The following is a 25,424-nucleotide window of genomic DNA, read 5'->3' on the forward strand; positions in this document are numbered from 1 at the left end:
TGATCCCGTTCACGGCCGGGTCGCGTGCGGGTGGCCGCAGCGGAACAGCGGGTCGGCGGTGTCGAACGGCACGTCCTCGCGGGCGGCTTCGACGGCCGCCATCGACGAGGGCAGGTCGAACGGCAGGACGCCCGGCATCCCGGCCCGGCCGAGGGCAGCGTCCAGCAGCACGTCGTCCTCCGCGCCGAAGTCGCCGATCAGCAGCGCGGCCCGCTCGGCGAGCGGGGTGAGCACCGCGGGCCGGTCCAGGTGCACGGCGAACGCGGTGGGCACGGTGTCCGCCAGGACGCGCAACCGCTGCGCCTCGTCCGCGGGGAAGTCCAGCGAGCCGCTGTGGAAGTAGCGTTCGAGCATGCCTTCGCGCTGCTCGTACGGCGCCTGGAGCCGGACCACGGCGGCGTCGGCGTCCTCGGGCCGTGCCACGACGGCGCCGTAGCGGGCGGCCACGGCCGGGTCGATGCCCTCGACGTACAGCCGCCGTCCGGCCACCGGCTGCCCGGCGATCTGCACCAGCGCGCGCCGCTGGACGGCGCGGCCCAGCTCGCGGCCCTCGCCTCCGACCAGGGCCGCGGCGGCGTCGGGGTCGACGTACGGGTCGTCGAACAGGCCGAGGCGGAACTTGTCGCGCAGGATGCGGCGCGCGGAGGCGTCGATGCGCTCCTCGGCCACCGCGCCGGAGCGGACGGCGGCAAGGACCAGCTCGGGGTCGGTCTCGCCGCCGAGCTGGTCGGCGCCGGCGTCGATGGTCAGCACCACCTGTTCGGCGACGGTCAGGTCCTCCACGCCCCAGTGGCGCGGCGGGAAGGTCGTGACGCCGGGGATCTCGGTGCCGGTGATCGCGTTGAAGTCGGTGCAGATCACGCCGTCGAAGCCGTACTTCTCGCGCAGCAGGCCGGTGATGACGTCCCGGTTGAAGTTGGCGCCGACCTCGGCGAGGCCGCTGCCGGAGGGGATCGCGTAGGCGGGCATGATCTGCGCGGTGCCGGCCTCGAAGGCCGCCTCGAACGGGATCAGGTGCTGCTCGAACGCGCCGCCGGGGTAGACCAGTCGGCGACCGGCGGCGAAGTGCGAGTCCTCGCCGCGGTACTGCGGGCCGCCGCCCGGGAAGTGCTTGGTCATGCAGGCGACGCTGCCCCGGCCGAGGGCGTCGCCCTGCAGGCCGCGGATGTAGGCGGCGATCATCCGGGCGGCGCGCTGCGGGTCCTCGCCGAAGGTGCCGCTGATCCGGGCCCAGCGCGGCTCGGTGGCGAGGTCGGCCATCGGGTGGATGGCGACCCGGATGCCGACGGCGCACAGCTCGCGGCCGATCAGCCGGGCGTACTCCTCGACCAGTGCCTCGTCGTCGGTGGCGGCCAGGCCGATCGGCTCAGGTCCGGCGCTGAAGCCGCCGCCGGCGTGCGCGGTGGCGGGGTTGGAGGCGAAGCCGTGCCGGGGGTCGGAGGACAGCGTGACGGGGATGCCGAGCCGGCCGGCCGCGGCGAGGTCCTGGACGTGGTTGTTCCACTCGGCCATCGCGCGGGGGTCGGGCACGGCCATCATCGCGAAGTGGGTGACGCCGCGGGCGGCGATCAGCTCGGCCCCGGTGGGCAGCGGGACCGGCATCCGCGGGTCGGAGCGGGTCACCATCCGGCCGTGGCACATCAGGGCGGCCTTCTCGGGGAGCGTCATCCGGCCGAGCAGGTCCTCGACGCGGTCCTCGACGGGCAGCCGCGGGTCCTCGTAGGGCTCCATGGTGCCGTTGTGGTTGAGGTCGCGGAACGGCGTGCCGTCGGTGTGGCGCAGGTACGCGGTCGTGGTCGGCATCAGCGCACCGCCCCGGCGGTGGCGGGCGCGGCCTTGGCGAGGAACGCGTCGAGGGTCTCGGGGGCGACGCCGAGCTCCAGCAGGAAGCCGCGGGCGCCGCCGTGCCGGGCGTGGACGGTGTCGAGGAAGGCGGCCATCGCCCCGGCGGGGGCCTCCAGCAGCGGGGCGGGCACCTTGAGCGCGCCGCGTTCGACGTCGTTGAGGGCCTCGCGGTGGCGTTCGGCGAGTCCGGCCCAGATCTGCTCCAGCGCGTCTCCGGTGCGGGCGTAGTCCTCGACGATGCGGTCGGCGGGCACGCCGAGCAGGTCCAGCAGCAGGGCGGTGACGAAGCCGGTGCGGTCCTTGCCGGCGGCGCAGTGCAGCAGCACGCCGCCGGGGCGGGTGGCGGCCAGCACGGCGGCGGCGACGCCGGCGGGCGCGCCCTCGGCCATCAGCACGTAGAACGCGCCGAGGTCGGCGGCGGTGGTCACGGTGGCCATCCGCGCCTCGAGTTCGGGCGAGGCGGGATCGATCGAGGCCTCGACGACGTCGATGCCGGCGGCGGTGACGGCGGCCCAGTCCTCGGGGGTGCGCTCGGCGTCGCCGCGCAGGTCGACGACGGTGCGGATGCCGGCGGTGCGCAGCTGCTCGACGGTGGCGGCGTCGGCGGCGGGGAACGGCTGGGCGGAGCGGTGCAGCACGCCGGCGCGCAGCAGGGCGGCCTCGGGGTCGGTCTGGGCCGCCGGGTCGCGGAAGTTGACCAGGGACATGCGGGGTCCTCTCGGAGGTGCAGCAGCGGTATGCGCACTGCGAAGGGGGGTGTGCGGCCGGACACCGGGACGGTCCGGGCGGGGATGCCGGGGGTGCGGGGAAGGTCGCACGCTCGATCACGACATCTAGACGTCTAGATGTCTACCTCGTGCAGCGGCTCCGTGGCAAGCGACGGCCGGGTGAACGTCCGGCGACGACCGCCGCCGGGTCCGCGCTCCGTAGGATCTTCGGCATGGCAGCAGACCGAAGCGGCACGCCGCTGTACCGCACGCTCGCGCGCCGGCTCCAGGAGCGGATCGACTCCGGGACGTACCCGGCGGGCGCCCGGCTGCCCAGCGAGCCGGAGTTGAGCGCCGAGTTCGGGGTGAACCGGCTGACGGTCCGCCAGGCCGTGGCGGAGCTGGAGCGGGCGGCGGCGGTGGAGATCCGCCGCGGTGTGGGCACGTTCGTGCGCGGGCCGGCCCTGCGGGTGTCGATCGACGTGGATCCGCGCAGCCAGCGCGTCGACCTCGGCAGCACGAACCTCGCACTGCCGGGGGACGGCGAACAGCCGGGCGCCGCCGGGGAGTTCGTGGTGGCGGCACCGCCGGTGACGGGTTCGGCGGAGGACCTGGAGGCGGCGCGGCAGCTGGGCCGGCCGCTCGCGGAGCTGTCCCGGGTGGACACCGTGACCAGGCTGGGCGGCCGGGCGGGCGCGGTGAGCAGCTACTGGGTGCCGTTCGGTCCGCTGCCGGCCGAGCTGGTGCGCCCGGGCCGGTCCGGCAACCTGGTGCCGGAGCTGGCCCGCGCCGGCGGCGTCCAACTGGAGTACGACTGGCGGGCGTTCGGCGCGATCGGCGCCGACCTGGCGGACGCCGAGCTGCTCGGCGTCCCGGTCGGCACGCCGCTGCTGGTGCGCGAGGGCGTCAGCTGCACGCCGGACGGCGCGGCGGCGCTGTACGTGCGGCGGCGGATCGACGGCGGCAGCGCCCGTTTCGTGCTGCACTACCGCGAGCGCCGGACTCACCGGCCCGGCGGCGGCATCACCTGACGGAAGGCGTCCCACCACGGGTCCATCGGGCCTTCCTCCTCCACCCCGTCGACGACGTGCCGGCGGGTCATCGCGCCGAGCACCGCGCCGAGGGCGTGCGGCCGCAGGTCCCGGGCGGGGTCGGCGCCGAGCCGGGCGGCGGCGATCCCGATGGTGCGTTGGACGAGCCGGTCGATCAGCTGCACGGCGTGGTCGTGCACGGTGCGGATGCCCATGAACCGTCGGCGCAGGGCGCGTCGGCGCGCGGTGTGCTCGGTGGGTTCCTCCAGCGTGCCGTCGGTGCGCGCGACCGCGTGCAGGAACGCGTCCCAGAGGTCGAGTCCGGCGGGCGCGGCGGCGAACTCGTCGAGGATGGCCTCGCCGAAGTCCGTGCCGAACAGCAGGGCCTCCTTGCTGGCGTAGTACCGGAAGAACGTGCGGTGGGCGACGTCCGCGCGGCGGCAGATCTGGTCGACGGTGGTCCGCTCGAAGCCCTGTTCCTCGTACAGGTCGAGCCCGGCGGCGCGGATCGCCTGGCGGGTGCGCGCCTTCTTGCGGTCGCGCAGTCCGGTCTCCGCCGTGGCGCCGACTGCATCCCCCTGCGGCTGCATGCGTCTCCTGCTCCTGGTCGCCGCCCGGTGTTCGCCGCCGGGCGTCCTGGTTGTCGTCGGGTGTACAGAACCACGCGTGGCAGGGGCCGCTCAAGGCAGGTTCCGAACCGTCGTCAACTGGCCATGCGGAATTTGCACTTCTGCCTTTTGGCAGTACTGCCACTTCTGAAGGGTGGTTGTCGCGGCGCTGCGGCACCGCCCCGCCGGCCCCACGACCGGCGACCCCCTTCCCCTTTCGAGGAACCCGAGGAACCCCATGAAGCGGCACAGGCAGGCTCTTTCGGCGGCGGCCCTCGCCACCGTCGTCGCGCTCGGCGCGAGCGCGTGCTCGGCGTCCGACGACGCCGTGGCGGGCGGCGCGGCCCAGGGCGGCGACGGGCCGGCGGTGGACGGCGGCACCCTCAAGGTCGGCCTGGACCGACCGTTCACCCGGCTCGACCCGGCGGACGGCACGCTGACCCAGATGCCCGTGATGATCCTGGCGAACGCGCTGTACGACCCGCTGATGGTCAACGACGACAACGGCGCCGTGAAGCCGTACCTGGCCAAGTCGTTCGCCCCCAACGGCGACGCCACCGTCTGGACCCTGCAGCTGCGCGAGGGCGTGACGTTCAGCGACGGCAAGCCGCTGGACGGCCAGGCCGTGGTCGACCACGTGAAGCGGCTGGCGAAGCCGGAGACCAAGTGCGCCTGCGCGGTGGACGCCGGGACCATCGGCGCGATGGCGGTGAACGGCCCCACCGAGGTCGCCTTCACCCTCAAGTCGCCGAACGCGGCCTTCCCTTCGCTGTTCACCCGCTCACTCGGCTACGTCTCCGAGGCCCCGGTCGGCGACGCCCCGGCGATCGGCTCCGGCCCGTACACGGTGGAGAGCGTGCAGCCCGGCGTCTCGGTGACCGTCACCCGCAACCCCGCCTACTGGGGCGCCCGGGCGCACGCCGACAAGGTGGTCTACCGGGTGCTGCCGGACTCCGACAGCCGCTACCAGTCGCTGCGTTCCGGCGACGCGGACGTGGCCTGGGTCGAGACGCCCGCGCAGCTCAGGCAGGCCGCCGGGGACGGACTGCGCACCGCCACCGGCCCCAGCTCCACCTCGACCATCCTGTTCAACACCAAGGCCGCGCCGTTCGACGACCCGCGGGTGCGGCAGGCCGTCCAGTACGCGATCGACCGCGACAGCGTGGAGAAGATCGCCTACCTGGGGCAGGGCAGGGTCTCCGACGGCCCGATCGGCTCCGCCTCCGCGTACCGCGCCGCGAGCACCCACCCGGCCCGGGACGTCGCCAAGGCCCGCGCCCTGCTCGCCGAGGCCGGCCACCCCGACCTGTCGTTCGAGTTCCTGGCCGACAGCCGCCCCGAGGGCCAGCAGCGCGCCACCGTGATCCAGCAGCTGCTCGGCGAGGCCGGCATCAGGATGACCATCAAGCCGCTGGACCCGGCCGGCACCGCGACCGCCCTGACCCAGCGCCAGTTCCAGGTGATGGACTTCATCACCAGCATGTTCGGCGACACCGACACCGCGCTGAACAGCCTGTTCCAGTCCGACGCGCCGTACAACTTCACCGGATACCGCAACCCGGCGGTCGACCGGGCGATCGCCGACGGCCGGGCCGCCCTGGACCCGGCGAAGCGCGCCGCCGCCTACAACGAGGCGTCGAAGGCGATCGTCGCGGACGCCCCGATGCTGTTCCTGACCGAGAACCAGGCCGGTTTCGCCGCCTCCGCGAAGGTCGGCGGCCTGCCCGACCTGTCGAAGCGCACCGTCGTGAACCTCTCCCCGGCCACCCTGTGGGTGAAGCGGTGACGTCCCCCCTCCTCGGCTTCGCCGCGCGGGCCGGACGGGCCGCAGCCGTCCTGCTGCTGGTCGCCGTCACCGCGCTCGCGCTGCCCCACCTGATGCCGGGCTCGCCCGCCGTCGCCGCGCTCGGCGTCACCGCGACGCCGGAGCAGATCACCGCCTTCGAGGCCGGGCTCGGCCTGGACCGCAACGTGCTGGCCGCCACCGCCGACTGGATCGGCGCGGCGCTGCACGGCGACCTCGGGCATTCGCTCGCCAACGGCGCGGCCGTCACCACCGAGCTCGCGAACCGCATCCCCGTCACGCTCGAACTGTTCGTCGCCGCCCAGCTGGTGGCGCTCGCCATCGCGGTGCCGGTCGCGCTGGTGTCGGCCTGGCGGCCGGGCGGCGCGGTCGACCGGATCGCCACCGCCGGGGCGTTCGGCTGGCTGGCGGTGCCCGGCTTCGTGCTCGGCCTGCTGCTGATCTGGCTCACCGCCGTGCAGCTGCGGATCCTGCCCGCCACCGGCTGGACGCCGTTCACCGAGGACCCGGTGGAGAACCTGCGCCACCTGGTGCTGCCCGCGCTCACCCTGGGCCTGCCGGAGGCCGCCGTGTTCACCCGCACCCTGCGCGGGCAGCTGCTGGACACCCTCGACCGGACCCACATCGCCGCCGCCCGCAGCCGCGGCATGGGCACCGTGCGACTGCTGCTGCGCCGCGCCCTGCGGCCCTCCTCGCTGCCGCTGGTCACCCTGATCGGGATCGGGATCGGCACCTCGCTGGGCGGCTCGGTCCTGGTGGAGTCGCTGTTCGCGGTGCCGGGGGTCGGCACGCTCGCCGCCGGCGCCATCAACGGCCGCGACTTCCCCGTCATCCAGGCGGTGATGGTGGTCTGCGCCGTCGGCGTGGTGCTCGCCACGCTCACCGTGGACCTGCTGTACCGCACGCTCGACCCGAGGATCGCCCATGGCCACCGTTGAGATCGCCGCCGCCCGCCCGGCCCGCACCGCCCGCCGCCGCCCGCCGGCCGCGGTGCTGGCCGCGGCCGGCTGGCTGGCCGTCGTGCTGCTCGCGGCGCTGCTGCTGCCGCTGCTGCCCGGCTTCGACCCGCTGCACGGCGACTTCTCCGCACCGTCCGCGCCGCCCGGGCCCGGGCACTGGCTGGGCACCGACGCCGGCGGGCGGGACGTGCTGCAGCGCACCGTCGCCGGGGCCCGTGCCTCGTTCGCCGTCGCCGGGCTGACCGTCGCGGTCGGCCTGCTCGGCGGCGGCGTGCTGGGCCTGGCCGCGGGCTGGTTCCGGGGCCCGGTCGACAAGGCCATCGGGTTCGCCACCGACCTGCTGATGTCCGTGCCGACGCTGATCCTGGTGATGATCGCGGTCTCGCTGCGCGGGCCGAGCCTGGCCGTGATCGGCTCCCTGATCGGCCTGTTCACCGTCCCCGCGTTCACCCGGGTGGTGCGCGCCGTGGTGCTCTCGCTCGCCGAGCGCGGCTTCGTGCAGGCCGCCCGGATGATCGGCACCGCGCCGCTGCGGATCCTGCGCCGCGAGGTGGTGCCGCACGTCGCGCCCGCCGCGCTGACGTTCGCGTTCACCGCGACCACCGTCGCCATCGTCGCCGAGGGCTCGCTCAGCTTCCTCGGCTTCGGCCTGCGCCCGCCGCAGCCGTCCTGGGGCGGGATCATCGCCGAGGGCCGCACCACGCTGGGCAGCGCGCCGTGGATCTCGCTGGCCCCGGCCGCCGTTCTGTGCCTGACCGTCCTCGCCCTCAACTACCTCGGCGAGCACCTGCGTTCGCCCTCCCGGAAGGCAACGGTGAACCGATGACCACCCCGGTCCTGGACGTCCGCTCGCTCGACACGGTGATCCACGCGCCCGACGGCCGGCGGCTGCACATCCTGCACGACGTCAGCCTGCACATCGACGCCGGGGAGTGCCTCGGCGTGGTCGGCGAGTCCGGCTCCGGCAAGTCCGTGCTCGCCCGGACGGTGCTCGGCGTGCACGCCCGCACCACCCGCGCCGAGTCCACCGGACAGGTGCTGCTGAACGGCGAGGACCTGCTCGCCGCCGCCCCCGCCCGCCGCGCCGGCCTGCTCGGCACCGGAATCGCCATGGTCCACCAGGACCCGATGACCTCGCTCAACCCGGTGGTGCGGATCGCCGACCAGGTCACCGAGTCCCTCACCAACCGCCGCCGGCTGCCGCGCCGGGAACGCCTGCGCACCGCCGCCGAGTTGCTCGCCGCCGTCGACGTCCCCGACCCCGTGCGCCGGGCCCGCGCCTACCCGCACGAACTCTCCGGCGGCCTGCGCCAGCGGGTCGGCATCGCCGCCGCGCTGGCCGGCGACCCCGTGCTGCTGCTCGCCGACGAACCCACCACCGCCCTGGACGTCACCGTCCAGCGCACCGTGCTCGACCTGCTGGACCGCCACCGCGCCACCCGCGGCCTGGCCACCCTGCTGATCACCCACGACATCGGCCTGCTGTACGGGCGGGCCCGCCGGATCGCCGTCATGTACGGCGGCCGGGTGGTCGAGAGCGGCCCCACCGAGCAGGTCACCGAACGCCCCGCCCACCCCTACACGGCCGCGCTGCTGCGCTCGGTGCCCCGCGTCACCGGCCCGCTGCGCCGGGTGCTGCCGGCCATTCCCGGCTCCCCGCCCGACCTGTCCCGTCCCCTCACGGGCTGCCCGTTCGCGCCGCGCTGCGACCGCGCCGAATCCGTCTGCGCCACCGTCGCCCCGCCCGTCCACCGGGCCGGGCCCGCGCACACGGCGTCCTGCCACTTCCCCCTCACCGCCGAGGCGCCCCGGCCCTCGCAGACCTCCCTGGAGCGCACCCCGTGAGCGCCACGCCCGCCGACCCCGCCCCCGCCCCCGCCGTCCTGCGGGCGACCGGCCTGGAGGTCGTCCACCGCACCCGCTCCGGCCCGCTGCACGCCGTCAGCGGCGTCGACCTGACCCTGCACGAGCGACGCACCCTGGCCCTGGTCGGCGAGTCCGGCTCCGGGAAGAGCAGCATCGCCAAGGCCCTGCTGCGGCTGCCCGCACCCACGGCCGGCACCGTCACCCTCGACGACACCGACCTGTCCGGCCTGACCTCACGTCAACTGCGCGCACTCCGACCCCGGTTGCAGATGGTGTTCCAGGACCCGCTGTCCTCGCTCAACCCGCGCCGCACCGTCCGCGACCTGGTCGCCGAACCGCTCGACGCCCACCCCGGCCTGCTCCGCGGGCGCGACCGACTCGCCGTCGTCGACGAGCAGTTGACGGCCGTCGGGCTCCCCCCGGAACTGTTCGGCGACCGCCGGCCCGAGCAACTCTCCGGCGGGCAGGCCCAGCGGGTGGCCGTCGCCCGTGCGCTGGCCGCCGAGCCGCGGGTGCTGATCGCCGACGAGGCGGTGTCCGCACTCGACGTCTCCGCCCAGGCCACCGTGCTCAACCTGCTGCGCCGGCTCACCGAGGAGCGCGGCCTGGCGAGCCTGTTCATCACCCACGACCTGGGCGTGGTCCGGGCCGTCAGCGACGACATCGCGGTGCTCCAGCTCGGCCGGCTGTGCGAACGCGGGCCCACCGAGGCGGTGTTGGCCGCCCCCGCGCACCCCTACACGGCCGCACTGCTGGCCGCGGTGCCCGAACCGGGCCGCCCGCTGGGCGACACCGGCCTGCTGCCCGCCGACCCGCCGTCGCCGCTCGACCCGCCGTCGGGCTGCCGGTTCCGCACCCGCTGCCCGCTGGCCGACGACCGCTGCGCGGCCGAGACGCCCGCCGCCCGCCCCGTCGGCCCGGGCCGCACCGTCGCCTGCCACCGGCCGCTGCTGCCCGTCCTCGACCGAGCCCGCTTCGGCTCAGCACCCGCGCCGGCTCGGCGCCCGTGACAGCTCAGTGCCCGTGACAGCTCAGTGCCCGTCGCCGCTGCTGTGGGTGAGGGCGTCCTGCCAGGCGGCCTTCGCGCCGGAGTCGCCGATCCGGTAGACGTCGACGACCGCGCCGACGGCCACCACGGCGCACAGCACGGTGGCGCCGATCCGCACCGCGCCGGAGATCCGGCGGGTGCTCGCCCTGCGGGTGAACCACCAGACGAGGACGGCCAGCAGGAACAGCCCCGCCGCCCACGGCAGCAGCCCGTCGCCGAGCTCGGTGTGCTCGCGCACCAGCGCGGTGCGCTCCACCTTCTGCTCCAGCCACTCGCCCGCGTCGGTGGTCAGCGGCACGGACACCAGCGTGACGAACGCCAGCAGCGGCAGCAGCAGTCCGGCCCGGCGGGCGACCGTCGGGCTGAGCGCGCACACGATCAGCGCCAGGGCCGTCAGCGGGACGAACACCACCACGAGGTGGACCAGGAGTATGTGCGCGGGCAGACCGTCGATCGTGCTCACCGAGAAAAGCTCCTTCCGACCGGCAGGCCCGGCAGCCTCCCGGAGCGGGAGGCTGCCGGGCGCGCACCATGGTGGCAGCCGAACTTCTCAATTGCCCATGAACTGCCAAACATTCGGGCGGCGGCTGCGGGCCGGTCGCGCGGTCAGGCGGCCGGCGGCGTCCGGTGGTCGAAGGCGATCAGCGGGTCCCCGGTGAGCGGGTGCGCGGTGACGGCGGCCCGGACGCCGAACACCTCGGCGAGCAGGTCCGCGGTGAGCACCTCCCGGGGCGGACCGGAGGCGACCAGCGTGCCGCCCGCCAGCACGTGCAGCCGGTCGCAGACCGACGCGGCGGCGTTCAGGTCGTGCAGCGCGACCAGCGTGGTGGCGCGCTGCGCCCGCAGCAGGGCCAGCAGCTCCACCTGGTGGCGGATGTCGAGGTGGTTCGTGGGCTCGTCCAGCACCAGCACCTCGGGTTGCTGGGCGAGCGCCCGGGCCAGCAGGACGCGTTGGCGTTCGCCGCCGGACAGTTCGGCGAAGCGGCGCTCGGCGTGCCCGCCCATGCCCACCCGGTCGAGCGCGCGGGCGGTCTGCGCCCGGTCCTCGGCGCTGTCGGCGGCGAACGCCCGCTGGTGCGGGAGCCGCCCCAGACCGACCATCTGACGGACCGTCAACTCAAAGGCCTCGCCCCGCTCCTGGGGCAGAGCGGCCAGCTGACGGGCAGCCTCGGCCCGGGACAGGGCCGTCAGGTCGCGGCCGTCGAGCAGCACCCGTCCGGCCCGCGGCGCGAGATGGCGGTAGACGGCGCGCAGCAGCGTGGACTTGCCGCTGCCGTTCGGCCCGATCAGCCCCGCGATCTCGCCGGACTCGGCGACCAGGTGAACACCCGCCACCACGTCCCGGCCGGCCAGTGCGACGTGCAGATCGTCCAGGGCGAGTCTCACCGGTTGCCCTCCAGTCGTCGGTCGAGCAGGAACAGCAGGACGGGCGCGCCGAGCAGCGCGGTGACCACGCCGATCGGCAACTCCTGGGCGTCGAGCGCGGTACGGGCGACGGTGTCGACGGCGGTCAGCAGCACGGCCCCGGTGAGCGCCGACAGCGGCAGCAGTCGGCGGTGGTCGCCGCCCACCAGCAGCCGGCACAGGTGCGGCACCAGCAGGCCGACGAAGCCGACGGCACCGGAGACGGCGACCAGCACACCCGTCAACAGGCTGGTGACCACGAAGAGTTCGCGCCGCAACCGGTCAGGGTCGACGCCGAGACCGGCGGCGGTCTCGTCCCCCAGCACCAGCGCGTTCAGGGCCCGGGCGCGGGCCTGGAGCGCGACCCCGGCCAGCGCCACCGCGACCGCCGGGACGGCGAGTTGACCCCAGGTGGCCCCGCCGAGACTGCCCATCAGCCAGAACAGCACACCGCGGGTCCGCTGCTCGTCCCCGCCCTGGAGCACCAGGTAGCTGCACAGCCCGCCGAGGAACTGCCCGACGGCGATCCCCGACAGCACCAGCCGCAGCGGCGAGAAGCCACCACCGCGCCGCGCGACCAGCCACACCAGCGCGAACGAACCGAGCGCACCGCCGAACGCCGCGGCGGAGACCCCGAGTCCGAGCGCGCCGCCGGCACCGACCCCCAGCACGATCGCGCCGAGCGCACCGAGCGAGGCCCCGGAGGAGATCCCCAACAGATACGGATCGGCCAGCGGGTTGCGCACCAGAGCCTGCACCGCCGTCCCGACCAACCCGAGACCGGCCCCCACCAGGGCGGCCAGCAGAGCCCGCGGGACGCGCAGCTGCCAGACGATCAGGTCGTGCGTGCTCGGCGCGTCCTGAGTGTTCGTCACATGTCGGACGACGACGGTCCACACCTCGCGGGCGGGCACGTCCACACTGCCGAGCGAGACGGCGACGGTGAGGGCCACCACCAGCGCGACCAGCAGCCCGAACGTCAGAACGCCCGCCCCGACGGTGCGGGTTCGGCGGACCGGAGCAAGGGCGGCCATCTACTGACCGTCCTTGACCAGATCGGGGTGGAGCGCGCGGGCGATCTGCTGCACGGTGTCGGCGTTGCGGACACCGGCGACGGTCGTCACCTCGGACCCGATCCGCAGCAGGTGCCCCTGCCGGACGGCGGTCAGCTCCCTGGTGACCGGGTTGGTGCGCAGGAACTGCTCGGCCTCGTCGAAGGCCCGGCGGTCGGCGTCCTCGCTGCCGCGATGGCGGACCCCCAACTGGATCCAGTCGGGATTCCTGGCCACCACGTCCTCCCAGCCGACGGCCTCGAAGTCGGCGTCGCAGTCCGCGAAGACGTTGCGCGCCCCCGCCAGCGTGATGACCGCGTGCGCGATCTGCCGGTTGCAGACGGCCGTCGGCTGCTTGGTCCCCGCGTCGTAGTCGAAGAAGAAATAACCGGGCCGCCGCTCGCCCTGGAGCCGGCCGAGCGCGGTGGCGACCTTGTTGAGCGTGCCGTCCATGGCCGCGACCAGCCGGTCCGCCTCGGGCAGGGTGCCGGTGACGGCGCCGAGCCGCTTGATGTCCTGCTCCACCTCGGCGAGATCCGTCTTGGCGCTCTTCGGGCACGCCGTCGACAGCAGGTAGATGTGCTTGATCCCGGCAGCCGCGAACTCCTGCTCACTGGGCGGCCCGCCCGTCCCGCCCACGGCCCCCGTCGAGGCGAAACTGTCGATGTACAGATCGGCGCCGGACCCGAGCAGCTTCTCCTTCGCCGGCACCGCGCTCCCGAGGACCGGTATTCTCGCCCCCTGCTCGGCAACCCCCGCAGGCAGATACCCGGCCCCGGGCGGAAACCCGGTCCCGATCACCCGGTCGCCGACCCCCAGCTCCAAGAGCATCTCCAGCGCAGCGGCATTGCTCGTGACGATCCTGCCGGGCGCCGCACCGAAGGTCGTCGACCGCCCCTGGCAGTCCACCACCTTGACCGGAAACGCGGCCGCCCGGGAGGCCGTGACACCGGCCGACTTCTCGCCGCCGGTACCGGCCGTACTGCCGGCGCAGCCCGAGGCCAGCAGGGCCGCGGTGGCGGCCAATCCGCAGAGGACGCGGGTTCGCATGGGGTTCACTCCTGACGTGGTGGTGGGGTGTGGGGTCTCACCTGCCGCCCTTTCGCGCGGGCGGGCCGGTGAGTGCGAGCGGGAGCCGTCGACGACGGCCGGGGGTGGCGAGCGCGACCGCCTCCCGGGCACCGCCCGCCCCCGGCCCGGGAGTTCCGCGGCAACCACCCCGGCGGGGCCGGGTCGGTCGCCGGCCGACGGCACCACGTCCGCGCCCGGGCGCGGCAGGCTGACGGCCCGTCGGCCAGCGGGACGGATGCCACTGCGGACAGCGGCCGAACGGCCGTCACCCTCCACGGGCACAGCCGCCCGACCCTCCGCACCGACCTTCGCCTCGTACAGCGCGACGTTCCCAGCCGGAGCGACGACCCGATCCGCCCGAACCTCGCGGCCTTCGGGGGTGACCCGACCCTCGGAAGCCACGCAGGCGCCGAAGCCCGTCGCCGGTGAGCGGCACCACGTCCACGCCGAGGCCACGCGGCCATCCGACGGCCCACCGGCGACCGAAGTCGCGTGAACGACAGCCGGACAGTCCTCGGCCTCCGCCGGCACCGCCGTCCGGCTTCCCGGCACGTCGCACAGCGCGGCACCCTCGACCGGGGCGACAACGGCAAGCGCGGCCGTGCAGTGGGCCCCGCCCGCGCGGGCGGGGCCGGTCCGGCCGCTGCTGAGCGGCACCACGCCCGCACCCAGGTGCCGCAGCCACCTGACGGAGCCGGCCGTGTCATCGCCGGCAAGGGCGGCAGGGGCGGCAGCCAGACCGTCGGGCAGCGCGGTGGTCCGGCCCACCTGACCCGCCCGGCTTTCGGCGGCGACCCATTCCCCGGAGCCCAGGGTCGCGGCCAAGTACCTCTCACCCGCCCGGCCGGTCCGCGCGAGTACCTGCCGCAGGCTCTCCTGCTCCTCGAACTCGCCGGCCCACACGCCGAGTTCGACACCATCGCCGGTCGCGGCGAAGCCAGCCGAGATCGGTGGTGGCCCCGGGGCCGGTCGGGTTGCGGTCACGAATCAGCTGTCGTGTCCGACCGGGCCCGGGTTCCCGCCGTCCGTCGTCGGCGTCGCGGATGGTGGCGGTCAGATCCGTCCGGCGAAGGTGAATCCGGCTCGGTCCACGGCTGCGCGGACTTCGTTCTCGTCGGCCGCGCCGGTGATGGTGACCCGTCCGGCCCTGGCGTCCGCCAGGACGTCGGTGACCCCGGGGAGGGCGGCGAGTCCGGCGCTGACGGTCCGTTCGCAGTGGCCGCAGCTCATTCCCTCGACGGCGAAAACGGTGGTGACGGTGGTGCTGGACATGCGTACTCCCATCGGTGTGATCGGCAATGCGGATCCACGACAGCGCACTCCGACCGCCCGAGGCACCGGGACACGCGGCCCGATGCCCCCTTCGGGTGGACCCGGGAACCGTTCACGCCGCGCGGTCGACGAGTCCGCGCGACGCGGAGCGTCCGTCGGGGGCTGCGGGAGGGTTTGTGATTGGGCGTCAGATCGAACCGACCATTGACCACGTTCGCGGTTCACCACCGAAGCCGCTTCGACCAGTCACCCCGAGGACGGTAATCGCGGCTGTCACCGGCCTGCTTCGATCCACGGGGGACAACCTCCCGATGGTGCGGATACTGTCCCGTCACCGTCGCCAGCAGGAACTCCAGGAAGCCGCCCTCGAATACGTCCCACTCCTGCATCGAGTCGAGCCTGGCGGCCACCGGCCACCGGTCCGGGTCCGGGCCTCGCATCAGCCAGAAGAACTGGGCGGCGCTGTAGTTGTTGCCCCACTTCAGCAGCCCGCCCTCGGCCGGGAACATCGGATACGGGCACTCGTCGTAGTCCCCGTCCAGATAGGCCTGGGCCAGGGAGGCGCAGTACCCGTAGGGGTCCGTCGTGTAGTAGAGGAATCCCTCGAAGCCGAGCGGCTGCCCGATCGCGGGAGTGGGCGCTGTCGATGGTGCGTAGATGTGCAGCTCGCCTCTGATGCTGACCATCCCGTACCGGTCGATGAACGCCCGATAGTCCACAGGCAGTTGAAATCCGAGCACCCCGGGCCCGAGCTCCCACGGGACCGGGACCACTCCGCCCGCAGGCGGCGGCCCGATCACCGTGCCGAGCCGGTCCAACAACTCCTCGATGCCCACGCCCACTCCCGTCAGTCACCCCTCTCGCCGCAAGCTATCCGGTTCCGGTGACACCGGATGCGGTGCGCCGTGCGGGGGACCCACTTTCACGCCCGGCCGGCCCGACGACCGCACCACCACGCCAGAAACCTCCACCCGCGGACCACCATGCTCGATCGGCGACGGCCGGTCGGGCGCGGCTCCACCTCGGGCCGTACGTCGATGGTCCCAATTGGCTTTGTCTGTAGGCCGATTGACGTCGGTCCGGGTCTGCGGTCGATCATGTGTTGCGTCGGTTCGTCAGGCGCGGGACGGCTGGAAGGCAGGCTGCACATGTGGGGCAAGTGGATTGGCTGCGAGGTTCCGGTGGCCGCGCGAGGGCGATTCTCCGCGACTCAGGAGGCCTGGTCGACGATCAGTGACCAGCCGGGCCTGGTCGGACAGTTGGGCGGCTGGGATCCGGCCACCGGCCGTGCACATCTGCTCGGGTTGTGGACCGACGAAGCCGCCTACCGTCGCTTCATGCGCGAGCGGCACGACACCGTGGCCGCCGGCAACCAGCAGCGCGCCGGCTACACCTCGATCGACATCGCCACCGGTGGGACCGTCCTCGCAATGGCGGGGGACGTCGCCGACCTGCCGCACGCGCTCGAACGCGCCGCGCTCCTGCGGGTCGCCGACTGCCGCACGCTGCCCGGCCGCGATGAGCACTTCCTCGAAGTCCAGCGCGAGGTGTGGGCGCCGGGCATGGCAGCGGCCGGGGGCATGTTGGCCGGGGTCGTCGTCCAACTCGAAGCGCACCGCTACCTGGTCACGACATGGACCGCGGGACCATCGGCGTCGCGAGGGGTCACCGGGGATGCGTACGACGCGTCCGGCCAGCCGGCCGGCCGAAGGCACAGTGGCGCCCGGCGGTGTTCCCGTCGAAGTCGCCCAGCTCCGTGAGGGTGAACGACGCCGCGCCCCAGTGCGCGGTCGGGTCGAACTCGACATCGTCGTCCTCGACATCCCAGCAGTCCGGGAGCGTGGTCGACTCGACTGCGTGGACGGACCGGGCCGGATAGCTCCTCGCCGGTTCGGGTGCGGCTGTCTCGACCGCTCGTACAGGGTCCGCGGGAATCACGCGGCACACCCGGGGGCTGGACGTGTCCAGCTTCCGGTACTCCTCGTATTGCACGTCCGGATCGAGGTAGAAGAAGCGAGGCGATCGCCGCGGAGAGCGATCAACCCACTCGATCGGGTACGACTGGCCTCGGTTCCGTTTCGACGCGTTCGCCCTGGTCCATGATCCGCCTGCACGGTGCCCGCTCGGGCGCATCGGCCTTCCTGGAAAGGGCAGTTCGTATGACTATCGAAAATGGAGACCCGATTCCGGCGGTCACCGGGGCGACGCTCGCCGACATCGCCGAGAACGGCATCTGGCGCGGTGCCAGTCTCGACATCAATCCGGCGGTGCTCGCCGTCGCCCAGGCCCTCCTCGCTGCTCTCCAAGGCACCGCGCCCACCGCGGAACTCCCCGAGGAACTGCGCGAGACGGTGGTCGCCGTCCGCCGGCAGGCCGCGGCCGCGATCCAACGCGTCCCCGTGGCCGACGACGTCAGCCTCTCCGTGTTCACGATCAAGCAGAACACCGCGGAGCCGCGCCCGGTGGTGATCGTTCCGGCCGGCTGGAACCCCTTCGGCTGGCTGCCGTTCATGGTCGGGTACCTCTCGCTGGCGGCGCGCGGCTACCACGTGCTGGCGTACACGCCGCGGGGCATGGGCCAGCCGGGGATCTACTACTCCTCCGACGGGTTCATCGAGGTCGCGGGCCCGGACGACCGGTTGGACGGGTCGAAGATGATCGACCACGCGCAGAAGCTGTTCGCGCCGAACAAGGTCGGCCTCATGGGGTTGTCCTACGGCTCCGGGATCAGCCAGCTGGTCGCCGCCCACGACGACCGGGTCGCCGCCGTGGCCGCCCTCAGCACCTGGGGCAACCTCGCCACCAGCCTCTACGACAACGGCACTCGGCACCTGGAGGCCGTCAAGCTGCTGATCGGCTTCACCGGGGCCGGGAAGGACGAGGAGGCGCAGAAGGCGAAGTTCACCGAGGACACCTGGCGCATCCTCCAGAACTTCCTGAACGGGCGGGAGATGGAGGAGGTGGTCGCCTGGGGCACCCGGCGCTCCCCCGAGACCTACGTCCACCTCACCAACGCCCGGAACGTCCCGACGTTCTACTCCAACACCTGGCACGAGAGCCTGTTCCCCGCCGCCGAGGCGATCGCCACCTTCGAGCAGCTCACCGTCCCCAAGCACCTGAACCTTTGGATCGGCGATCACGGCGCCCCGGAGGGCTTCGGCATCACCGGCTTCCCGAGCGTCGGCATGCCCCTCGACGAACAGCTGCGCCCGATGGCCGAGGCCTACGCCTGGCTGGACCACCACCTGCTCGGCAAGCCCACCGAGGTACCGACCTGGCCGGTGGTCAACAGCCAGGTCATGTTCACCTACGAGACCAAGGGGACCATCGGCGGCGGCCGGAAGATCACCAAGCCGGCGCGCCGCGAACCGCTCCGCTCCTGGTCCGAGGCCACCACCAGCACCGAGGCCTGGTACCTGAGCGGCACCAACGGCAACGGTGACGGCGCCCTGTCCGACAAGCCCTCCACCGACTGGACCAGGCCCTTCACCGCCGGTCACCTCACCACCGCCATCGCCATGGACGAGATCATGGGTACCGGTCAGAAGGAGTGGTCCGGCAGCCCGAAGCCCTACGACCCGGCCGGCTTCGACCGCGGCCGACTCCTGGTGTGGTCCACCGAAGAACTGGCCGACGGCCGCCGTATCCGCGGCGCCGCCACCGTCCGCCTGGGCCTTCGTGTCGAGGAGGGCGACGCCGCGACCCTGGTCGCCTACCTCTTCGACGTGGCCCCGGACGGCAGCGCCCGGATCATCACCCACGAGCCCTTCACCGCCACCGGCCTGACCCCCGGCGCCGACCGGACCGTCCACTGGGCGCTCCAGCCCACCGCCTACGACCTCGCCGACCGCCACCGCCTCGCCCTGGTCGTCAACAGCCGCGACCCGCTCTACTCCTTCGCCAACGAGGAGGACGGCGCCGACGTCATCACCGTCACCTCCCTGGCCAAGGAAGAGGCCCTCCTCGAACTCCCCCTCGGCTGACCGGACCACCGGGCACGAAACGGGCGGGGCGGACAGCCGTCCACCCGCCCGTTCGCACACCGGGCCCCGGCTCGCCGTCCACGGGTTCTCAGTGTCCGCCCGACCCCTGCGGCAGCGGAGTCGCGGGGCCCGTCAGGGACTCGGCGAAGGCGGTCAGCGCAGCGAAGTCCTCCTCGCGCAGCCCCTTGAGCGGGCTCACGTAGTGCAGCAGCGCCGGCCCCGGGTGGTGCGCGGCCACGAACGCCTCGTCCTCGGGGCCCAACTCGTCGTCCACCCAGGCGAACGGGCGCCCGGCGGCGTGGTCGATCAAGGTCTGCGTCTTCCAGTGCACGCCGTCCGGCCTCTCCTGGAACAGCACCTCCGTGAAGTCGACGTAGGGCAGTTCCGGCAGGCCCACCACCGGTGCGATCCACTCGTTGGCGCCGGCCATCCACGTGGTGGCCCACCAGAGTTCGTAGTCCAGCGCCGACAGCCCCGCGCCGTGCCTCGGGTCGAGCCGGACGCGCCACGGCTCCGGCTCGTGCGGCACCTCGACCACCGTGAACCCGTCCAGCGGCTGGTCGAACAGCGGAGCGGCGTACGGGTTCAGCGGGCCGTCGACGTCCAGGTACAGCAGCGGCAGCAGCGGCTTCACGGTGACTCCCCCGGTCGTTCCCTCGGTCGTTCCCTCGGTCCGGACAGTATCGCCCGACGATCAGGTGATCGGAGCGGAACCGGCTACTCGCCCCGACGCGCCCCGGTCCGGCCTTCGCATGCGAACTGGCGGGGTACTCCGCCGGCCTCCGCCCGCAGGGTGTCCCGGGCGAGGTCGGCGCGGGTGGCGGCGTCCGGCGGCGGGGCGAGGGTGATTCCGGCGTCGGTGATGCGTGGATCATCCGGCGGAGCCGGTCCCAGTCCTGCGGGGCGACGCACGAGCGGACGTTGGTGAACCAGCAGCTGCTGGGCACCAGGTCCACGAACAGGCCGCTGCCGAGGGAGCGGTCCTCGCCCGGGAGCAGCCGGGGGACGTCCGCCCGGGCGGCCCAGCGCTCCAGACCCGCGATGCCGGGCCGCGCCGAGTACCACCGTCGGGCCGCCGGGTCCCATCGCGCTCCGGCGGCCTTGGCCTCGTCCTTCTCGGCGAACGGAACGTCCCGCCAGATCCGCTCAACTGCCATCCCTGGGCTCCTCGTTGTCGACACCGCAAGCGGGCGCGACCACCCTGGGACGTGGCCCGTCGACGGGCCGGGCAGTTGATCGAAGGTGTCCGTCCGATCGCCGGTCAGGATCGGAGCACGCGCGACAACTCGCCGACCGGCGCCAGCACGTGTCCGCCGCCGCCTGCGCACCACCACACGGCCGCGCCCGCCCGCTCCGAGCCGTGGACGCCGAGGTCGTGTCGGGGGCACACCGGCCAGACCTGCCACGTCCGTTCGAGCAGGCTCTCCTGGATCAGGATCGCCAGGCCGGTCAGCGCCGTGACCGGGTCCTCGCACCCGCTCGGCAGGATCCGGCCGCCCCGATCGAGCCGCTCGCCGTCGGCGAGACGGACACCGGCCCCCGCCGGGAAGCCGATCTCCAGAAGCTCGATCTCCGGCTCGCCCTCGATCCCCCGCGTGGGCAGGTCGCGGGCCACGATCCGCAGCGCGGCCCGCAACGTCTCCAGCCGCTCGGGCACGAGGTCGAATCCGGGCTCGAACCCCACCTCGTCCAGCATCCGCCGCGCCAGCGCCGCCATCTCCGGCGGCGACACCTCGGCCGGATTCCGCTCGACGACCTCCAGAACGGCATCGGCACGCGGAAACCAGTCCAGCAGCGCGCAGGCGAGCGCGACGACCTGCCGCGGGTCGAGGTCGTCCGCGCGCAAGCCGAGATGGACCCCTCGCTTCAACTGCTCGACATCCGCCCCGTACTCGCCCACCGCGTCACTCACCGGCCCAGTATCCCGACGCGACGCGGCTCGTGCGTCACGATTTCCAGCAGGACGTCGGGGGGCACCGGGCGGATCGGTCCGGCGCCCCCGTTCCGGATCTCCGGTCAGGCCGCGCAGCCGAGCGGTGGGCGGTCGGCGTGTTCGGCGTCGGCGAGTTTGCGGATGAGGACGGCGCGGGCGCGGTTGACCCGGGAGCGGATGGTGCCGATCGGGCAGCCGGTGAGTTCGGCGACCTCCTCGTAGGGGAGGCCGAGCAGGGCGGTCAGGACGAAGGCGTCGCGGCGTTCGGCGGGCAGGGCGTCGAGGAGTTCGCCGAGGGCGATGCCCTCGTCGAAGCCGGGCAGGTGGTGGGGCTGGACCTGTTCGGCGGCGCTCTGCCAGTCGTCGGTGTCGAAGAGTCGGGGTCGGCGGGCCGCGAAGCGGTAGCGGTCGACGACGGTCCGGCGGGCGATGGACAGCAGCCAGGTGCGGGCCGAGGAGCGGCCTTCGAAGCTGGGCAGGCTGCGCAGCGCCCGCAGGTAGGTGTCCTGGGTGAGGTCGTCGGCGGCCTGGGGTTCGCCGCTGAGGTGGGTGACGAAGCGTCGGACGTCGGGGCGGGTGGCGCGGACGAACCGTTCCACGGCGGCCGGGTCGCCGCCGCGGGCGGCCAGCGCCCAGGCGGTGACGGTGGGGTCGTCGGCACGTGTCCGTCCGGTGACGGAACGTGACGCGGTCAGGGCGGGAGTCATCTCCGGGTGTCCTTGCTCGGAAGACGGATGCGGCCGGGTCGGTCCGCGAGGCCGGCCGGGGGCGCACGCCGACGGGCACCGTCCGCCCGGCGGGCGTGCGGTGGTGACGGTGGGCGGGGCAGCTCCCCGGGTGTGACGGGCCGTCAGGCGACGGCGGTCAGCACCGGCGGTCCTCGAGTGGCGAGCGAGTGGACGAGCAGCCGCGACCGGGGCCGGCGGGCCTCGGCGCGGGGCCGGCGCCGCCGCAGCGGCGGGCGGACGGGTCGGACGAGGCCGAGCAGCAGCAGGACGGGGGCGAACAGGCGGGCCGCGACGGTCCGGGCCAGCCCGTGGACGGCGCGTTCGCCGGCCGCCAGCCAGAGGCCGAGCAGCAGCGCGGCCAGCAGGTGGGCGACGAGCATGCCGACACCGTTGTGCTGCCCGTCGGTCATCGCCATGGCGTGGTGCGCCATGCCGGGCATCGCGGCCGGGTCGGCGAGCCCGGCGGCCGTTCCGTCGGGGATCGTCCCGGGGTCGAGGCCGGCGGCCTCGATCAGTCGGGCGGCCTGTTCGTCGGTGAGCGGCCCGGCGTTGCACAGCAGTAGGTGCGCCCAGCGGGCGGCGAGGCCGTCGGGGACGGCCGCGGCGGCTTCCGGCGCGGCCCGGCCGAGCGAGAACAGGGTGTGCAGGGCGGCCTGGACGCCGACGGTCAGCGCGGTGACCAGCAGCGGGCCGCGTTCCCGGCGCGCCGTCAACCATCCGAGCACGGCCGTGCCGCCGAGCGCGGCGGCCAACACCGGAGCGGCCACCGGCCGGCCGGACATCAGCACGTGCGCCACGGCGGCGAGCAGCACGCAGCCGACCGCGAACACCGCGGCCCGACCTGCCCGTACCACTCGTCCTGCGTCCATGACAGGCCCATCGTCGCACCCCTCACACCCGCCGAACGCCGGCCTCCCCCACCCTCGCGAACATGACGAGCGTCACACCGCCCGGCCGGGAACCGGACCCCCTCGCCCGACGACAACCGGTACGGGCGTGTTGCGTCAGCGGCCGTCCGGCGACGGGGCGGTGCCGGGCAGTCGGGTGCGGAAGGTGGCGCCGGCGGCGGTGGCCTCGATGCGCAGGGTGCCGCCGTGCAGGGTGGCGATGTCGCGGGCGATCGCCAGGCCGAGGCCGGCGCCGCCGTCGTCGCGGCTGCGGGCGTCGTCGAGGCGGGTGAAGCGTTCGAAGACGCGGTCGCGGTCGGCCGGCGGGATGCCGGGGCCGTCGTCGGTGACGTCCACGACGGCTTCGCCGGTGGCGGGGTCGGTCCGCAGGCGGACGGAGACGCCGGTCCGGGCGTGCCGTTGCGCGTTGTCGAGGAGGTTGGTGAGCAGGCGGCCGAGCCACAGCGGGTTGCCGTCCACCGCGCCGGCGCCGTCGGGGGCGTCGAGGTCGACCGGGTGCGGTTGCGGGCCGCGGCCGGCGACGGTGTCGCGGAGGAGTTCGGCGAGGTCGACGGGCTGGACGGGGCCGGGTCCGCCGGTGGTGTCGAGGCGGGCCAGCAGCAGCAGGTCGGCGGCGAGGGACTGGAGCCGGTCGGTGTCCTGGAGTGCACCGGCCACCATCGCGGCGCGGACGTCGGGGTCGGGGTGGGTGTGGGCCACCTCCAGCTGGGTACGCAGGACGGCCAGCGGGCTGCGCAGTTCGTGCGAGGCGTCGGCGATGAAGCGGCGCTGCCGGGTGCCGGCCGCTTCCAGGCGGTCGAGCATGGCGTTCATGGTGTGGGCGAGGTCGGCGATCTCGTCGTCGCTGCCGGGCTCGGGGACGCGGCGTTCCAGGCCGCCCTCGCCGATCGCGGCGACTTCGGCGCGGATCGCTTCGACGGGCCGCAGGGCCCGGCCGGTGCCCCGCCAGGTGAGCAGGCCGACGGTGGCGACCAGGACGACGCTGAGCACGGCGAGTGCGGCGGTGGTGAGGTCCTCGGCGGTGTCGGCGGTGTGCAGGGAGGCTCCGACCCGGACGGTGACGGGGCCGGTGGGCGGGTCGGCGGTGACGGTGGTGACGCGCTGGCGGTGTTCCAGTCCGAGGGCGCGGAGGTCGAAGCTGCCGGGCCCGTCGCCGGCGACGGTGCCGGGCAGCGCGGGGCGGCCGGCCAGGTTGGGGCTGGCGGCGAGGACCCGGCCGCCGGCATCGGTGACCTGGACGAAGTCGGTGCCCTGGCCGAGCGTCACCTGCTCGGGCAGCCGGCCGTCCTCGGCGAGCCGGGCGACGGCCCGGGCCTGTTCGCGGGCCTCGGCCTCGACGGTGTGCTCCAGGTTGACCCGCAGCACCAGCAGCACCGCGGCGGAGGCGACGGCCATGACGACGGCAACGCCGACGCAGGCCGCGAGCGTGGTGCGGGTGCGGACGGTGCGCGGCGCCAGCCGGGCCGCCGCGGTGGCCGCCCGGCGCGGGAGCGCGGCCCGGCGCGGGAGGGCCGCCCGGCGCGGGAGCGCGTTCCGGTCAGCCACCGTCGGCCGCCAGCCGGTAGCCTGCGCCGCGCACGGTCTGCACGGCGGCACGGCCGAACGGGGCGTCGATCTTCCGGCGCAGCGCGCTGATGTGCACCTCGACGGTGTTGGGGTCGCTGTCCGGCCCGCTGTCCCAGACCTGTTCGAGGATCTCCCGTTTGGAGACGGCTTCGCCGGGCCGCCGGGCGAGGTGGTCGAGCACGGCGAACTCGCGGGGCGTCAGGGCGACGGCGGTGCCGGCCCGGGTGCAGGTGCGGGCGGCGGAGTCGACGACCAGGTCGCCGAGGACGGTGCGCTGCGGGGCGCGGCTGCCGATCCGGCGGGCGAGGGCGCGCAGCCGGGCGACCAGGACCACGAAGGAGAACGGTTTGGACAGGTAGTCGTCGGCGCCGGTGTCGAGGGCCTCGGCCTCGTCCCACTCGCCGTCCTTGGCGGTGAGCATCAGGATCCCGGCGTCGCTGCCGGCGGCCCGCAGCCGCGAGCAGACCCGGTAGCCGTTGAGGCCGGGCAGCATGATGTCGAGGATGATCACGTCGTAGCAGTGCTCGGTCGCCCGGGCCAGGCCGGTCAGGCCGTCGTGGACGACGTCGACGTCGAACCCCTCGGCCTCCAGGCCGAGTTCGACCGCCCGGGCGAGCCGCTGTTCGTCCTCCACCACCAGTACGCGCATGCCCCCAGCCTCGCAGGTCCGCCGATCCGGAAGCTGAAGGGGTCTTCAGGTCTTCAGCATCCCTTCAGCTCGGCCCGGCCATGCTGCTGAGCGGCCATGCTGCCGGGGCCGTGCTGCGGACCGGCCCGGCCACCGACGCGACCGCGCGCGGCCCGACCGCGCCACCGAGAGGAGTGCCGCCGCTGTGGGCGCCACGACGACGATGACCGGGACCGACGCGCCGGGCGGGCTGCGCTCTGCGCCGCTGTGGAGCAAGGTGCCGCAGGTGACGGCCGGTTTCTGGGTGGTGAAGGTGCTGACCACCGGGATGGGCGAGACCACCTCCGACTACCTGGCGCGCACGCTCGGGCCGATCCCGGCGGTGGCGGGCGCGACGGTGCTGCTCGCGGCGGCGCTGTTCGCGCAGGCGCGGGCGGGCCGCTACCGGCCGGCCGTGTACTGGGCGGCGGTGGTGATGGTCAGCGTGTTCGGCACCATGGCCGCCGATGTGGCGCACGTGGCGCTGGGCGTCCCGTACGCGGTCTCGGCCGGGGCGTTCACGGTGGCGCTGGCCGCGGTGTTCTGGCTCTGGCGCCGCACCGAGGGGACGCTCGCGGTGGAGTCGGTGCGCGGCGGGCGGCGGGAGGTCTTCTACTGGGCGGCGGTGCTGGCGACGTTCGCCCTGGGCACGGCCGTCGGCGACCTGACGGCGGCCACCCTCGGCTGGGGCTACCTGCCGTCCGGTCTGCTGTTCGCCGCGCTGATCGCGGTCCCCGCGCTCGGCCACCGGCTGCTGCGGCTGCCGTCGGTCCTGGCGTTCTGGTGGGCGTACGTGCTGACCCGGCCGCTCGGCGCGTGCTTCGCCGACTGGGCCGGGGTGAGCCGGGAGCGCGGCGGCCTGGATCTGGGCACCGGCCCGGTGAGCCTGGTGCTGGCCGTGGTGATCGTGCTGGCGGTCCTCGCCCTGGCGGCCGGCGAGCGCAGGCGCCGCTGACGGCTCGTCACACCGTG

General features: G+C 74.2%; 24 protein-coding genes and 1 pseudogene. 9 read left to right on the plus strand and 16 right to left on the minus strand.

Annotated elements, in window-relative coordinates; translation table 11 throughout:
• Positions 1–9 precede the first annotated feature (9 nt).
• Positions 10–1,803: a glycoside hydrolase family 3 protein gene (locus ACI1MP_RS34815; RefSeq protein WP_404870453.1), complete on the minus strand. Its 1,794-nt coding sequence runs from the start codon at positions 1,801–1,803 to the stop codon at positions 10–12.
• Positions 1,803–2,552, minus strand: a complete 750-nt coding sequence (locus ACI1MP_RS34820; RefSeq protein WP_404870454.1) for a tyrosine-protein phosphatase — start codon at positions 2,550–2,552, stop codon at positions 1,803–1,805. Before ACI1MP_RS34820 ends, ACI1MP_RS34815 begins: the two co-directional genes overlap by 1 nt.
• Positions 2,553–2,785: 233 nt before the next feature.
• Between ACI1MP_RS34820 and ACI1MP_RS34825 the strand changes: the two genes are divergently transcribed.
• Positions 2,786–3,583, plus strand: a complete 798-nt coding sequence (locus ACI1MP_RS34825; protein ID WP_404870455.1) for a GntR family transcriptional regulator — start codon at positions 2,786–2,788, stop codon at positions 3,581–3,583.
• On the opposite strand, the gene ACI1MP_RS34830 is transcribed toward ACI1MP_RS34825, so the two are convergent.
• A complete protein-coding gene (locus tag ACI1MP_RS34830; protein WP_404870456.1) occupies positions 3,556–4,173 on the minus strand; it encodes a TetR family transcriptional regulator in 618 nt (205 codons plus the stop codon). The genes ACI1MP_RS34825 and ACI1MP_RS34830 overlap by 28 nt on opposite strands.
• Positions 4,174–4,429: 256 nt before the next feature.
• On the opposite strand from ACI1MP_RS34830, the gene ACI1MP_RS34835 reads away from it, so the two are divergent.
• From ACI1MP_RS34835 to ACI1MP_RS34855, 5 genes are read left to right on the plus strand one after another with little or no spacing between them, the layout of a single operon-like run.
• The gene (locus ACI1MP_RS34835) at positions 4,430–5,977 is read left to right on the plus strand and encodes an ABC transporter substrate-binding protein (protein ID WP_380333304.1); all 1,548 of its coding nucleotides are present in this window, start codon (positions 4,430–4,432) and stop codon (positions 5,975–5,977) included.
• A complete protein-coding gene (locus tag ACI1MP_RS34840; RefSeq protein ID WP_100586529.1) occupies positions 5,974–6,933 on the plus strand; it encodes an ABC transporter permease in 960 nt (319 codons plus the stop codon). Before ACI1MP_RS34835 ends, ACI1MP_RS34840 begins: the two co-directional genes overlap by 4 nt.
• The gene (locus ACI1MP_RS34845) at positions 6,920–7,780 is read left to right on the plus strand and encodes an ABC transporter permease (RefSeq protein ID WP_100586528.1); all 861 of its coding nucleotides are present in this window, start codon (positions 6,920–6,922) and stop codon (positions 7,778–7,780) included. The genes ACI1MP_RS34840 and ACI1MP_RS34845 overlap by 14 nt, the downstream gene beginning before the upstream one ends.
• On the plus strand, positions 7,777–8,799 hold the full coding sequence (locus ACI1MP_RS34850; protein ID WP_404870457.1) for an ABC transporter ATP-binding protein: 1,023 nt from the start codon (positions 7,777–7,779) through the stop codon (positions 8,797–8,799). Before ACI1MP_RS34845 ends, ACI1MP_RS34850 begins: the two co-directional genes overlap by 4 nt.
• The gene (locus ACI1MP_RS34855) at positions 8,796–9,830 is read left to right on the plus strand and encodes an ABC transporter ATP-binding protein (protein ID WP_404870458.1); all 1,035 of its coding nucleotides are present in this window, start codon (positions 8,796–8,798) and stop codon (positions 9,828–9,830) included. Before ACI1MP_RS34850 ends, ACI1MP_RS34855 begins: the two co-directional genes overlap by 4 nt.
• A gap of 21 nt (positions 9,831–9,851) precedes the next feature.
• Here the strand turns inward: ACI1MP_RS34855 and ACI1MP_RS34860 are convergent, their stop codons facing one another.
• The 6 genes from ACI1MP_RS34860 to ACI1MP_RS34885 all read right to left on the minus strand — a co-directional run bounded on the left by ACI1MP_RS34860 (position 9,852) and on the right by ACI1MP_RS34885 (position 15,503).
• Positions 9,852–10,331, minus strand: a complete 480-nt coding sequence (locus ACI1MP_RS34860; RefSeq protein ID WP_380333301.1) for a DUF2231 domain-containing protein — start codon at positions 10,329–10,331, stop codon at positions 9,852–9,854.
• Between the two features lie 143 nt (positions 10,332–10,474).
• Complete coding sequence (locus ACI1MP_RS34865) at positions 10,475–11,254, minus strand: ABC transporter ATP-binding protein (protein ID WP_404870459.1); 780 nt, start codon at positions 11,252–11,254, stop codon at positions 10,475–10,477.
• Positions 11,251–12,306, minus strand: coding sequence for a FecCD family ABC transporter permease (locus ACI1MP_RS34870; protein WP_404870460.1), 1,056 nt, complete (start codon positions 12,304–12,306; stop codon positions 11,251–11,253). Before ACI1MP_RS34870 ends, ACI1MP_RS34865 begins: the two co-directional genes overlap by 4 nt.
• Complete coding sequence (locus tag ACI1MP_RS34875) at positions 12,307–13,374, minus strand: ABC transporter substrate-binding protein (protein WP_404870461.1); 1,068 nt, start codon at positions 13,372–13,374, stop codon at positions 12,307–12,309.
• 1,074 nt (positions 13,375–14,448) lie between these two features.
• Complete coding sequence (locus ACI1MP_RS34880; RefSeq protein WP_100586523.1) at positions 14,449–14,667, minus strand: heavy-metal-associated domain-containing protein; 219 nt, start codon at positions 14,665–14,667, stop codon at positions 14,449–14,451.
• Positions 14,668–14,888: 221 nt separating this feature from the next.
• The gene (locus tag ACI1MP_RS34885) at positions 14,889–15,503 is read right to left on the minus strand and encodes a hypothetical protein (protein WP_380333297.1); all 615 of its coding nucleotides are present in this window, start codon (positions 15,501–15,503) and stop codon (positions 14,889–14,891) included.
• A gap of 312 nt (positions 15,504–15,815) precedes the next feature.
• Between ACI1MP_RS34885 and ACI1MP_RS34890 the strand changes: the two genes are divergently transcribed.
• Positions 15,816–16,427 (plus strand): DUF4937 domain-containing protein, encoded by a 612-nt coding sequence (locus tag ACI1MP_RS34890; protein WP_404870462.1) that lies wholly within the window; start codon positions 15,816–15,818, stop codon positions 16,425–16,427.
• A 399-nt stretch (positions 16,428–16,826) separates the two neighbouring features.
• Complete coding sequence (locus tag ACI1MP_RS34895) at positions 16,827–18,650, plus strand: alpha/beta fold hydrolase (RefSeq protein WP_404870463.1); 1,824 nt, start codon at positions 16,827–16,829, stop codon at positions 18,648–18,650.
• An 88-nt stretch (positions 18,651–18,738) separates the two neighbouring features.
• On the opposite strand, the gene ACI1MP_RS34900 is transcribed toward ACI1MP_RS34895, so the two are convergent.
• From ACI1MP_RS34900 to ACI1MP_RS34930, 7 genes and pseudogenes are all read right to left on the minus strand, one after another.
• On the minus strand, positions 18,739–19,284 hold the full coding sequence (locus ACI1MP_RS34900; protein ID WP_404870464.1) for a hypothetical protein: 546 nt from the start codon (positions 19,282–19,284) through the stop codon (positions 18,739–18,741).
• A gap of 436 nt (positions 19,285–19,720) precedes the next feature.
• A pseudogene (locus ACI1MP_RS34905) lies at positions 19,721–19,807 on the minus strand (DUF5710 domain-containing protein); the annotation flags it as partial.
• 104 nt (positions 19,808–19,911) lie between these two features.
• Complete coding sequence (locus ACI1MP_RS34910) at positions 19,912–20,562, minus strand: hypothetical protein (RefSeq protein WP_404870465.1); 651 nt, start codon at positions 20,560–20,562, stop codon at positions 19,912–19,914.
• Between the two features lie 104 nt (positions 20,563–20,666).
• Positions 20,667–21,290, minus strand: coding sequence for a sigma-70 family RNA polymerase sigma factor (locus ACI1MP_RS34915; RefSeq protein ID WP_100586515.1), 624 nt, complete (start codon positions 21,288–21,290; stop codon positions 20,667–20,669).
• Between the two features lie 143 nt (positions 21,291–21,433).
• The gene (locus ACI1MP_RS34920) at positions 21,434–22,180 is read right to left on the minus strand and encodes a hypothetical protein (RefSeq protein WP_404870466.1); all 747 of its coding nucleotides are present in this window, start codon (positions 22,178–22,180) and stop codon (positions 21,434–21,436) included.
• A gap of 135 nt (positions 22,181–22,315) precedes the next feature.
• On the minus strand, positions 22,316–23,764 hold the full coding sequence (locus ACI1MP_RS34925; protein WP_404870467.1) for an ATP-binding protein: 1,449 nt from the start codon (positions 23,762–23,764) through the stop codon (positions 22,316–22,318).
• Positions 23,757–24,434, minus strand: a complete 678-nt coding sequence (locus ACI1MP_RS34930) for a response regulator transcription factor (protein WP_380333290.1) — start codon at positions 24,432–24,434, stop codon at positions 23,757–23,759. The genes ACI1MP_RS34925 and ACI1MP_RS34930 overlap by 8 nt, the downstream gene beginning before the upstream one ends.
• Positions 24,435–24,636: 202 nt before the next feature.
• On the opposite strand from ACI1MP_RS34930, the gene ACI1MP_RS34935 reads away from it, so the two are divergent.
• A complete protein-coding gene (locus ACI1MP_RS34935; RefSeq protein WP_387992811.1) occupies positions 24,637–25,407 on the plus strand; it encodes a hypothetical protein in 771 nt (256 codons plus the stop codon).
• Positions 25,408–25,424 lie beyond the last annotated feature (17 nt).

Source organism: Kitasatospora griseola, assembly GCF_044999035.1.
Classification (GTDB): domain Bacteria; phylum Actinomycetota; class Actinomycetes; order Streptomycetales; family Streptomycetaceae; genus Kitasatospora; species Kitasatospora griseola.

What these genes read in the sequence shown, in the direction of transcription:
- ACI1MP_RS34815 (WP_404870453.1), bottom strand. Translation starts at nt 1,803, where the DNA reads ATGCCGACCACGACCGCGTACCTGCGCCACACCGACGGCACGCCGTTC.
- ACI1MP_RS34825 (WP_404870455.1), top strand. Translation starts at nt 2,786, where the DNA reads ATGGCAGCAGACCGAAGCGGCACGCCGCTGTACCGCACGCTCGCGCGC.
- ACI1MP_RS34935 (WP_387992811.1), top strand. Translation starts at nt 24,637, where the DNA reads ATGACCGGGACCGACGCGCCGGGCGGGCTGCGCTCTGCGCCGCTGTGG.
- ACI1MP_RS34845 (WP_100586528.1), top strand. Translation starts at nt 6,920, where the DNA reads ATGGCCACCGTTGAGATCGCCGCCGCCCGCCCGGCCCGCACCGCCCGC.
- ACI1MP_RS34820 (WP_404870454.1), bottom strand. Translation starts at nt 2,552, where the DNA reads ATGTCCCTGGTCAACTTCCGCGACCCGGCGGCCCAGACCGACCCCGAG.
- ACI1MP_RS34890 (WP_404870462.1), top strand. Translation starts at nt 15,816, where the DNA reads ATGTGGGGCAAGTGGATTGGCTGCGAGGTTCCGGTGGCCGCGCGAGGG.
- ACI1MP_RS34930 (WP_380333290.1), bottom strand. Translation starts at nt 24,434, where the DNA reads ATGCGCGTACTGGTGGTGGAGGACGAACAGCGGCTCGCCCGGGCGGTC.
- ACI1MP_RS34875 (WP_404870461.1), bottom strand. Translation starts at nt 13,374, where the DNA reads ATGCGAACCCGCGTCCTCTGCGGATTGGCCGCCACCGCGGCCCTGCTG.
- ACI1MP_RS34915 (WP_100586515.1), bottom strand. Translation starts at nt 21,290, where the DNA reads ATGACTCCCGCCCTGACCGCGTCACGTTCCGTCACCGGACGGACACGT.
- ACI1MP_RS34920 (WP_404870466.1), bottom strand. Translation starts at nt 22,180, where the DNA reads ATGGACGCAGGACGAGTGGTACGGGCAGGTCGGGCCGCGGTGTTCGCG.
- ACI1MP_RS34835 (WP_380333304.1), top strand. Translation starts at nt 4,430, where the DNA reads ATGAAGCGGCACAGGCAGGCTCTTTCGGCGGCGGCCCTCGCCACCGTC.
- ACI1MP_RS34850 (WP_404870457.1), top strand. Translation starts at nt 7,777, where the DNA reads ATGACCACCCCGGTCCTGGACGTCCGCTCGCTCGACACGGTGATCCAC.
- ACI1MP_RS34830 (WP_404870456.1), bottom strand. Translation starts at nt 4,173, where the DNA reads ATGCAGCCGCAGGGGGATGCAGTCGGCGCCACGGCGGAGACCGGACTG.
- ACI1MP_RS34895 (WP_404870463.1), top strand. Translation starts at nt 16,827, where the DNA reads ATGACTATCGAAAATGGAGACCCGATTCCGGCGGTCACCGGGGCGACG.
- ACI1MP_RS34870 (WP_404870460.1), bottom strand. Translation starts at nt 12,306, where the DNA reads ATGGCCGCCCTTGCTCCGGTCCGCCGAACCCGCACCGTCGGGGCGGGC.
- ACI1MP_RS34880 (WP_100586523.1), bottom strand. Translation starts at nt 14,667, where the DNA reads ATGTCCAGCACCACCGTCACCACCGTTTTCGCCGTCGAGGGAATGAGC.